Origin of the sequence: Streptomyces sp. DH24, from assembly GCF_029813775.1 — a bacterium.
In the GTDB taxonomy this organism is placed as follows: Bacteria; Actinomycetota; Actinomycetes; order Streptomycetales; family Streptomycetaceae; genus Streptomyces.
On record NZ_JARVKW010000005.1, the window covers coordinates 16,384 to 26,155 of the forward strand.

The window sequence follows — 9,772 nt, forward strand, 5'->3', positions numbered from 1 at the left end:
CGGCGTGCCGCGGGAGAGACCCGCGGCCCACCGCGCAGGACCGGCCGGTACTGGGTCAGGCCGCGGTCGACTCGGACTCGTCGGCGGGCTTGCGGTGACGACCGCGCGGCGCCGCGTCACTGTCCTGCGTGGAGACCTCGCCTCGATGCCGGCCGTGGCCGGCGGCGATCTCCTGGACGTCGGCCGGGAGCGGCTGGTTCATTACGTCGCTCATCGGAAGGAACTCACCCCGTCAAACATGATCTTTCCTACAGCCGGGCGAGTGTAACCGGCACACCATGGGGCGAATCCAGGCGGCCGCGCCAACCGGCACTAGTTCGTTACAAGCCGTCCAAGTGGCGCTTCCCGCAAGGGCACCGGGCGTGGCGCGGCAGGCGCCGGGGGACCCTGGTCCGACGGCCCGCCCGGCGTCGCGGAGGGCTCCTCCGCGGCCTGCGACGGGGCCGTGCCGTCCCGGACCGGGCCCCCCGCGCCGCTCGTGTCCCCCCAGGGTGCCGCGAGCCGCGCGACACCGCACGGCACCTCCCGCGTGATGTAAGGGAGTTGGAGCACACCCTCCTTCGTCCAGCACCCGGTACCCGCCAACCAGCCCTTCGGCGCCGGGAGATGGTGGATCTGCCGGCCGGCGGGCCGCCACATGCCGACCCAGCTGCCGAGCGGCCCGTCCACGCGCAGCGCCACCGCGCACGCCTCGGGCGTCAGCACCTGCCCCGGCTGCACGGTGAACGGCGTGACCGTGCAGTCCTGCACACGCAGGCTCTCCGGGAAGCGTGCGGGCAGCGTGCTGCCGAGGACGCCCCAGCCCAGCCGGGGCTCGCCGGGCGAGGGGGCGTCCGAGCCGATCATCAGCAGCCCGCTGTCGGGGTCCGCGAGCAGCAGCCGGTCGTCGCTGTCCTCGGTGATCTGCAACAGCGGTGAGACCTCGCCGCGCTCCAGGTCGACCACGACCGTCTTGGTCCGGCCGCCGGTCTCCCGGTCCAGGGCCAGCATCCGCCCGCTGCCGTCCAGCCACACGCCGCCCGAGCAGCGGCCGGGCACCTCGGCGAGCTGTTCCGGCCCCAAGGCCCCGCCGGCCACCAGCCACACCGTGCTGGAGCGCGGGCCCACCGCGAGGGCGTACGCCCGGTCGCCGCCGGGCGCGGGCGGCAGCAGCCGCAGCCGGGTGCCCTCGACCGGGCACCGCACGGTGCCGAGCGGCAGCTCGCCGGTGCCGGGGCCGGTCGGATACAGCAGTGAGAAGGCGTGCCGCCCGTCCACCGGCCGGTGGACGAGCACCCGCCCGTCGCCCATCGGCTGCACCTCGGTGCCGGGCTCCTCGGGCTGGTTGCCGGGCAGCGGCACCGCGTACGGCTCCGGTCCGTCCAGCGTCCAGCGCTCCGGGAACCACGCGTCGCCGTCCCGCGCGAGCCGCGCGGCGTAGGCACCGTCCGCGGTGAGGGCGCAGCCTGTCGGCGGGGTCCCTTCCTTCCCGGGTTCCGCGTGTTCCGCCGTTGGCTCGATCGCACAGGCCGTCATCGTTCGGTCACCTCCAGCGACGAAGCGAGTTTTCGTACGCACGGCCGTGGGACGGTCGAGCACGGGCTTCGCCCTTACGAGTGGCGCAGAAGCGATTCTGCTGAGAAGCCCGGTCCGGTGTGCCGACCGGGCCGCCGACGCGAGGGCGGGCGGCTCCCCGCACCCGCGAAGACGGCTGTACTCAGCGGTGTTCCGGGTCGCGGTCGGACCGCCGGGCGGTGCGCGTTGCGCACGGAGTACGGACGGCCGGGCCGGGACACAGGCGCGGTCGGCGAGCATCTGTTCGTGAGGGCTGGGGTCAGGGGCAGGGGCCGGGACCATGGTCGGCGGGGTCGGCGGGGTCGGCGGGGTCGGCGGGGTCGGCGGGGTCAGGGGGCCAAGGCGCGAGCGCAGGTGTGGTCGCCGTTCCGGCCGGGAGAGGTGCCGTCGGACGCCGGGGGGCCGTGCGGCGGCCGGGGGGGGCGCGGAAGCTCCCGTGGACGGCGGTGCCACCCCGACGAGCAGGCAGGTAGCCTTTCCCACGTGCCCCGTCTGTCTGAAGTCATCGCCGCGCTGGAGAACCTGTGGCCCGCCGAGCGGGCCGAGTCCTGGGACGCGGTCGGGACCGTCGTGGGCGATCCCGACCAGGACGTCTCCCGGGTGCTGTTCGCCGTCGACCCCGTGCGGGAGATCGTCGACGAGGCCGTGAAGCTGGGCGCCGACCTGCTCGTCACCCACCACCCGCTCTATCTGCGCGGGACGACGACGGTCGCGGCCTCCACCTTCAAGGGCCGTGTCGTGCACACCCTCATCAAGAACGACATCGCGCTGCACGTCGCCCACACCAACGCCGACACCGCCGACCCGGGCGTCTCCGACGCGCTCGCGGGCGCGCTCGACCTCCGCGTCGTACGCCCCCTCGTGCCGGACGCCACCGACCCCGAGGGCCGCCGCGGCCTCGGGCGGGTCTGCGAGCTGGACCACCCGGTCACCGTCCGCGAGTTCGCCGCCCGCGCCGCCGAGCGGCTGCCCGCCACCGCGCAGGGCATCCGCGTCGCCGGCGACCCCGAGGCGACGGTCCGCACGGTCGCCGTCAGCGGCGGCTCCGGCGACAGCCTCTTCGACCACGTGCGCGCGGCCGGCGTCGACGCCTTCCTCACCGCGGACCTGCGCCACCACCCGGCGTCGGAGTTCGTGGCGGATCGCGCCCACAGTCCTCTCGCGCTGCTCGACGCGGCGCACTGGGCCACCGAATGGCCCTGGTGCGAGCTGGCCGCGAGCCAGCTCGACGAGATCTCCGACCGGCACGGATGGGATCTCCGCGTCCACGTCTCGAAGACGGTCACCGACCCCTGGACCGCCCACGCGGCCTCCGCCACCACACCTGACCCACTGGGAGCCCCCAACTGAACGCCGCGCCCGCCGACCAGATCCGACTCCTCGACGTCCAGGACCTCGACGTCCGCCTGCAGCAGCTCGCCCACCGGCGCAGGTCCCTGCCCGAGCACGCCGAACTGGAGTCGCTGACCAAGGACCTGACGCAGCTGCGCGACCTGCTGGTGGCCGCGCAGACCGAGGAGAGCGACTGCGCCCGCGAACAGACCAAGGCCGAGCAGGACGTGGACCAGGTGCGCCAGCGCGCCGCCCGCGACCAGAAGCGCCTGGACTCCGGCGCGGTCAGCTCCCCGAAGGACCTGGAGAACCTCCAGCGCGAGATCGCGTCCCTCGCCAAGCGGCAGGGCGACCTGGAGGACGTCGTCCTGGAGGTCATGGAGCGCCGCGAGTCCGCGCAGGAGCGGGTCGCCGAGCTCACCGAGCGGGTCTCCGCCGTCCAGTCGAAGATCAACGACGCGACCGCGCGCCGTGACGCCGCGTTCGAGGAGATCGACGGCGAGGAAGCGACCGTGACCAAGGAGCGCGAGGTCGTCGCGGCCTCCGTCCCGGCCGACCTCCTCAAGCTCTACGACAAGCTCCGCGCGCAGCAGGGCGGCGTCGGCGCGGCGAAGCTCTACGCCCGCACCTGCCAGGGCTGCCGTCAGGAGCTGGCCATCACCGAGCTCAGCGAGATCCGCTCGGCGGCGCCCGACACGGTGGTGCGCTGCGAGAACTGCCGCCGCATCCTGGTGCGGACGGCCGAGTCCGGCCTGTAAGGGACGCGGTCCGTGCGGGAGTTCATCGTCGAGGCCGACGGCGGGTCACGGGGCAACCCGGGGCCCGCGGGCTACGGCTGCGTGGTCGTCGACGCCGCGACGGGGGAGACCCTGGTCGAGGCGGCCGAGTACCTGGGCGTCGCCACGAACAACGTGGCGGAGTACCGAGGGCTGCTGGCCGGTCTGCGCGCCGCCCGTGACCTGGACCCGTCCGCCACGGTCCGGGTCCGGATGGACTCCAAGCTGGTCGTCGAGCAGATGTCGGGACGCTGGAAGATCAAGCACCCCGACATGAAGCCGCTCGCGGCGGAGGCGGTACGGGTGTTTCCGCCCGGTCAGGTCACGTACGAGTGGATCCCGCGCGAGCGGAACAAGCACGCGGACCGGCTGGCGAACGAGGCGATGGACGGGGGCGCGTCGGCGGGCGCTTACGTGGTGCACCGCTCGGCGGCGGACCTTGCCCGGGGTGGAGCCGCGGCATCGGGCGGGGCCGCGGAACTGGGCGGGGTCGCCGACCCGGGCGGAGCCGGGGCCGCGTCCCCCGGGCCCGGGCGCATCGCCGCCCACGCCGACACCCGGGCCGCCGATGCCGACGCCGGTGCTGCCGACGCCGGTGCTGCCGACGCCGACACCCGGGTGGCCAAGGCCGTCGCCGCCCCCGGCTGGGGACCCCCCGACATGGGCGCCCCGGCCACCTTCGTCCTGCTGCGGCACGGCGAGACGCTCCTCACCCCCCAGAAGCGGTTCTCCGGCAGCGGCGGGAGCGACCCGTCCCTGTCCGACGTCGGCCGGGAGCAGGCCGAGAAGGTCGCCGCGGCGCTGGCCCGGCGCGGCACGATCGAGGCGGTCGTGTCCTCGCCCCTGGCCCGTACCCGCGAGACCGCGAGGATCGTCGCCGACCGCCTGGGCCTGGAGGTCGCCGTCGAGGAGGGCCTGCGCGAGACCGACTTCGGCGCCTGGGAGGGGCTGACCTTCGCCGAGGTCCGCGAGCGCCACCCGGACGACCTGGACGCCTGGCTGGCCTCCCCGGACGCCGAACCCACCGGCGGGGGCGAGAGCTTCGCGGCCACCGGCACCCGTATCGCCGCCGTCCGGGACAAGCTCGTCGCCGCGTACGCGGGCCGCACGGTGCTGCTCGTCTCGCACGTCACGCCGATCAAGACGCTCGTACGTCTCGCCCTGGGCGCCCCGCCCGAGTCGCTGTTCCGCATGGAACTGTCGGCGGCGTCGCTGTCGGCGGTGGCGTACTACGCGGACGGCAACGCGAGCGTCCGCCTCTTCAACGACACCTCACACCTGCGCTGAGCCCACGCCCTCAGGGACGCCCGGCAGCCGCGTGGGCCGGCGGCATCTCCGGCCCGCGCTGGGCCGGTTGCTGTCACCGACGCCCCGCACCCGCCCCGAGCCCGGCCGCCTCGCGGGCCAGTGACTCCACGCGCGCCCAGTCCCGGGCGGCCACCGCGTCCGCCGGGAGCATCCAACTGCCGCCCACACACCCGACGTTGGGCAGCGCCAGGTACGCGGGCGCGGAGGCGGGTCCGATACCGCCGGTCGGACAGAAGCGGGCCTGCGGCAGCGGACCGGCGAGCGACTTCAGGTACGCGGTGCCGCCCGCGGCCTCGGCCGGGAAGAACTTCATCTCCCGCACCCCGCGCTCCAGCAGCGCCACCACCTCGGACGTGGTCGACACCCCCGGCAGGAACGGCACACCGGACGCCCGCATCGCCTCCAGCAGTACGTCCGTCCAGCCGGGGCTCACCAGGAAGCGCGCCCCCGCCGCCACCGCGTCGGCGACCTGACCAGGCGTGACCACGGTGCCCGCCCCGACCACCGCCTCGGGCACCGCGCCGGCGATCGCGCGGATGGCGTCGAGCGCGGCGGGCGTCCGCAGCGTCACCTCGATCGCGGGCAGCCCGCCCGCCACGAGCGCACGCGCGAGCGGCACGGCGTCAGCGGCGTCCTCGATGACGACGACGGGCACGACGGGAGCGAGGTCCAGCACGGAACCGGGCAGGGCGGAGGAAGCGGTGGAGGAGGAAGCCATGGCCTCATCCTGCCCAGCACGCGCATCATGTGCAAAGCCCGTTGCACATCATGCAACGGGCGGTGCCTGCGCTGTCAGTGGACCTCCGTCACCAGCACGTCCAGCGCCCACGCCTGCCCCGCCTTGACCGGCGCCCGCGCCTCCACCTCGTACCCGAGGTCCCGCAGCGCCTCCACCAGCTCCGCCGGGCCCTTCGGCACGGCACCGGACGTCAGCAGGCTCCGTACGATCCGGCCCTTGGTCGCCTTGTTGAAGTGGCTGACCACCTTCCGGGTCGGCGCGTGCAGCACCCGCACCGTCGCCGTCCGCTCCGCGACCTCGCCCTTCGGCTTCCAGGCGGCGGCGTACGCGGCCGACCTGAGGTCCAGCACCAGCCCGCCCCCGGCCACCGCGGGCAGCGCCTCGGCCATCGGCGCACGCCAGTGCCCGCCCAGCGCGCCCAGACCGGGCAGCTTCACGCCCATCGAGCAGCGGTAGGACGGAATCCGGTCCGTCACCCGGACCGCGCCCCACAGCCCCGAGAACACCAGCAGCGAACGGCCCGCCCGGCGCCTGGCCGCCGTGTCGAGCGAGGCCAGGTCCAGGGCGTCGTAGAGCACACCCGTGTAGATCTCCCCGGCCGGGCGTGCCCCGGCGGTGCGCAGCCCGGCGTTCTTGGCGACCTCGCCCCGCAGCCCCTCGCTCAGCCCCAGCACCTCGCGGGCCTTGTCCTCGTCGGCCGCGCACAGCTCGACCAGCTCCTCCAGCACGGCCTCGCGGGCCGCCGTGAGCTCCGGCAGCGACAGGGACTCCGGCTTCAGCGGGGCACCGCGGCCGGAGGACGCCTTTCCTTCCGAGGGAGGCAGCAGGACAAGCACCGAGGATCTCCTTCTGTCGAACTCCGGACAGCGTACGGCGTGCGTACGGCGGGCCACGGCGCCGTCCCGCCGTGCCTCCGGGCCCGTCTCCCGCCGTCCTTCGGCGTTCTTCACCGTCCCCCGCCGTGCCACCCGGCCGTCCCCGCCCTACGCTCGCCGTATGCCCCGCCGCCACATCCGCGTCTCCGGTACCCCCGCGGCCCCGCTGCGCGCCGCCCTCACCGCCCTGCGCGCCGAACTCGACATCCCGGAGGACTTCCCGCCCGAGGTGCTGGCCGAGGCGGAGCGATCGGCGCGGAACCCGGTGCTGCCCGCCGACGACGCCACCGCCGACATCCCCCTCTTCACCATCGACCCGCCCACCTCCACCGACCTCGACCAGGCGATGCACCTCTCCCGGCAGGGCACCGGCTACCGCGTCCGGTACGCCATCGCCGACGTCGCCGCCTTCGTCCGGCCCGGCGGAGCCGTCGACGCGGAGGCGCACCGGCGGGTGACCACGCTGTACTTCCCGGACACCCGCGTCCCGCTGCACCCGCCCGTGCTCAGCGAGGGCGCCGCCAGCCTGCTGCCGGGCCAGGACCGGCCGGCCGCCCTGTGGACGATCGACCTCGACGCCGAGGGCCGCACCGTCGCCGTGGACGTACGCCGGGCACTGGTGCGCAGCCGGGTCCGCTACGACTACGCGACCGCGCAGCGGCGGATCGACGACGGCACCGCCGAGGAACCCCTCGCCCTGCTCGCCGAGATCGGCCGGCTGCGCGAGCGCCAGGAGGTGGAGCGCGGCGGCATCTCCCTCAACGTCCCCGAGCAGGAGATCGTCCCCCGCGACCACGCCTACGAACTCGCCTACCGTGCCCCGCTGCCCGCCGACGGCTGGAACGCCCAGATCTCCCTGCTCACCGGCATGGCCGCCGCCGACCTGATGCTCGCCAATGGCACCGGCGTCCTGCGCACCCTGCCCGCCGCGCCCGACGGAGCGGTCGCCCGGCTCCGCCGCACGGCCGAGGCGCTGCACGTCGACTGGCCGCACCACGTCTCGTACGCGGCACTGATCCGCTCCCTCGACCCGCGCGACCCGCGGCACGCGGCGTTCCTCCAGGAGTGCACGACGCTGCTGCGCGGCGCCGGCTACACCGTCTTCCGCGACGGCACCCTGCCGGACATCACCACCCACTCCGCCGTGGCCGCCCCCTACACCCACTGCACGGCGCCGCTGCGCCGCCTCGCCGACCGGTACGCCACCGAGCTGTGCCTGGCGGCGGTCGCCGGCGAGGCCCTGCCCGACTGGGTGCCGGCCGCCCTCGACGCGCTGCCCGGCGAGATGACCGAGGGCACGCGGCGCGCGGGCGCGGTGGAGCGGGCCTGCGTCGACATCGTGGAGGCGGCGCTGCTGAAGGACCGGGTGGGGGAGGTGTTCGAGGGCGTGGTCGTGGACATCGAGGACCGCCGCCCGGACACGGGCACCGTTCAGGTGGAGTCCCCGGCGGTGATCGGCCGCATCGAGGGCGCGGGCGAAGGCATGCTGGGCCGGCGTCTTCGGGTGCGCCTCACGCAGGCCGACCCGGCAGCACGGCGCGTGCGTTTCGCGCCCGCGTGACGGCGCCTGCGAGGCTGTGAGCGTCGTCGGCGTTTCGGCGGCCGAGGTCCACCTCGGGCGGCGGCGTGCGGACGGCGGGCCGTCGGCCGTTCCGGGCCCGGTAGCATGGTTCACACGGCAGACGAGCCGGGCGGACGGCCGCGTGGAGTGACCCTTCGGGGGAGCTTCCCGAGGAACGTCCGGGCTCCACAGGGCAGGGTGGTGGCCAACAGCCACCCGGGGTGACCCGCGGGACAGTGCCACAGAAAACAGACCGCCGGGGACCTCGGTCCTCGGTAAGGGTGAAACGGTGGTGTAAGAGACCACCAGTGCCCAGGGTGACCTGGGCAGCTAGGTAAACCCCACCCGGAGCAAGGTCAAGAGGAGCGCCGTGAAACGCGCTCTGCGCGGACGTTCGAGGGCTGCCCGCCCGAGTCCGCGGGTAGACCGCACGAGGCCGGTGGCAACACCGGCCCTAGATGGATGGCCGTCGCCCCGGCGTCCGCGAGGACACCGGGGAACAGAACCCGGCGTACAGCCCGACTCGTCTGCTTTTATGGCCTTGACCTGGGGATTCACCCGGGGCGGGGCCATTTTCCGTTAAGAGAAGGTTCCCGCTCTACCTGCGGGTTCCCGGGAGTTCCCGCGTGATTGTGCAACGGTTGTGAAATGGGGGAGCGGTCGGCGGGGCGTGATTCGGCTCGTACGACGGGGTACCGAGCGAGTGTTGCGCAGATTCGAGCCCTGGGCAGGGGCCGCAGACAAGGGCTGGTCGTGGTGAACCCCCTGTGACCTGCGGGGATCCGCTCATCGTGGCCATGTCGACGCTCTACCGAAAACGCGTGTCGGATGACGCGGCGATTGACGGCGCCCTGTCATTTCTCGCGGTGCGCAGGTTCGAACCCTCGACGGGGCCTGGAGCATGGGAACAACGGAAGCGGCCGGTCGGGGCCGGGCAGGCTGGTGATCCAAGACGGTTGTCCGGTCGCACCGGTAGACCGATCGCTTGGTCGCAGCTTCGAGTCCTGAGCGAGCGTACTGAGCGAGGTCCACGCCCTCAAAGGCGACTCCTATCCGCATGCGAAGATGCGAACTCGTACGCGTCTCTGCCGACCAACGTCTACGACTGGGCAAACCTACAGGGAAGACCCAAAGCGTCAGGTTTCGACCGCCCAAATGAGGTCAGGATTCACGTTCTGTCGGTGCCTGCTTCAGGTGATGGGTGAGGCGCTGGAACACAGACCAGGCGTGTGGGTCGGTTCCGTCTCCCAAGGGGGAGTGGAGTGCCGAGCCGAGCTGCACCGGAGTGGGGCCTTGAGGCGGGCGCTCGGCACGGTCCGGGCCGATCCGCCGGCGCTCGTCGTGTCCGAGTGTGAACGCGACGGGGATCGGTGGGTGTTCCAGGTGCGGTGGGACAGTCAGATCGCGGCGGGCGGCGCGGACCGCAGTGAGCAGGGTGACGAGGCCGTGCCGGGTGTCGAATTCGGCTGCGAGGTCCCTGATCCTTTCCAGGGGTGGTGCCTCGTCCGTGCCGTAGCCGAGCGCGAGGGCGATGTGCTCCTCGACACCCGCCGGTGTGCGGAGCACGCTGTGCGGAGCACGCGCATGGTGGCGAGGGCCGGACGGTCGGGGTGTCCAACGGCGATCA

9 protein-coding genes and 1 other RNA gene are annotated in these 9,772 nt (G+C 73.8%); 5 read left to right on the top strand and 5 right to left on the bottom strand.

The window, feature by feature from the left end; all coding sequences use genetic code 11:
• Positions 1-55 precede the first annotated feature (55 nt).
• Both QC282_RS05300 and QC282_RS05305 read right to left on the bottom strand, forming a co-directional pair.
• Entirely contained in the window at positions 56-214 is a 159-nt protein-coding gene (locus QC282_RS05300; RefSeq protein WP_279548014.1) for a hypothetical protein, read from the bottom strand.
• 98 nt (positions 215-312) lie between these two features.
• A complete protein-coding gene (locus tag QC282_RS05305; RefSeq protein ID WP_279548015.1) occupies positions 313-1,515 on the bottom strand; it encodes a hypothetical protein in 1,203 nt (400 codons plus the stop codon).
• A 522-nt stretch (positions 1,516-2,037) separates the two neighbouring features.
• Here QC282_RS05305 and QC282_RS05310 point away from each other — a divergent pair.
• From QC282_RS05310 to QC282_RS05320, 3 genes are read left to right on the top strand one after another with little or no spacing between them, the layout of a single operon-like run.
• A complete protein-coding gene (locus tag QC282_RS05310; protein ID WP_279548016.1) occupies positions 2,038-2,904 on the top strand; it encodes a Nif3-like dinuclear metal center hexameric protein in 867 nt (288 codons plus the stop codon).
• Positions 2,901-3,644, top strand: a complete 744-nt coding sequence (locus tag QC282_RS05315) for a C4-type zinc ribbon domain-containing protein (RefSeq protein WP_336621061.1) — start codon at positions 2,901-2,903, stop codon at positions 3,642-3,644. Before QC282_RS05310 ends, QC282_RS05315 begins: the two co-directional genes overlap by 4 nt.
• 12 nt (positions 3,645-3,656) lie before the next feature.
• Entirely contained in the window at positions 3,657-4,949 is a 1,293-nt protein-coding gene (locus QC282_RS05320) for a bifunctional RNase H/acid phosphatase (RefSeq protein WP_279548018.1), read from the top strand.
• A gap of 73 nt (positions 4,950-5,022) precedes the next feature.
• On the opposite strand, the gene eda is transcribed toward QC282_RS05320, so the two are convergent.
• Both eda and yaaA read right to left on the bottom strand, forming a co-directional pair.
• Positions 5,023-5,688, bottom strand: coding sequence for a bifunctional 4-hydroxy-2-oxoglutarate aldolase/2-dehydro-3-deoxy-phosphogluconate aldolase (gene eda / locus QC282_RS05325; protein WP_279548019.1), 666 nt, complete (start codon positions 5,686-5,688; stop codon positions 5,023-5,025).
• 74 nt (positions 5,689-5,762) lie between these two features.
• Positions 5,763-6,545, bottom strand: coding sequence for a peroxide stress protein YaaA (gene yaaA / locus QC282_RS05330; protein ID WP_279548020.1), 783 nt, complete (start codon positions 6,543-6,545; stop codon positions 5,763-5,765).
• Between the two features lie 160 nt (positions 6,546-6,705).
• Here yaaA and QC282_RS05335 point away from each other — a divergent pair, with 160 nt between their 5' ends.
• Both QC282_RS05335 and rnpB read left to right on the top strand, forming a co-directional pair.
• Positions 6,706-8,145, top strand: coding sequence for an RNB domain-containing ribonuclease (locus QC282_RS05335; protein WP_279548021.1), 1,440 nt, complete (start codon positions 6,706-6,708; stop codon positions 8,143-8,145).
• A gap of 122 nt (positions 8,146-8,267) precedes the next feature.
• An RNA gene (rnpB, locus tag QC282_RS05340) (RNase P RNA component class A) lies at positions 8,268-8,675 on the top strand.
• A gap of 631 nt (positions 8,676-9,306) precedes the next feature.
• On the opposite strand, the gene QC282_RS05345 is transcribed toward rnpB, so the two are convergent.
• The gene (locus tag QC282_RS05345; protein ID WP_279548022.1) at positions 9,307-9,711 is read right to left on the bottom strand and encodes a DUF6177 family protein; all 405 of its coding nucleotides are present in this window, start codon (positions 9,709-9,711) and stop codon (positions 9,307-9,309) included.
• Positions 9,712-9,772: the final 61 nt, after the last annotated feature.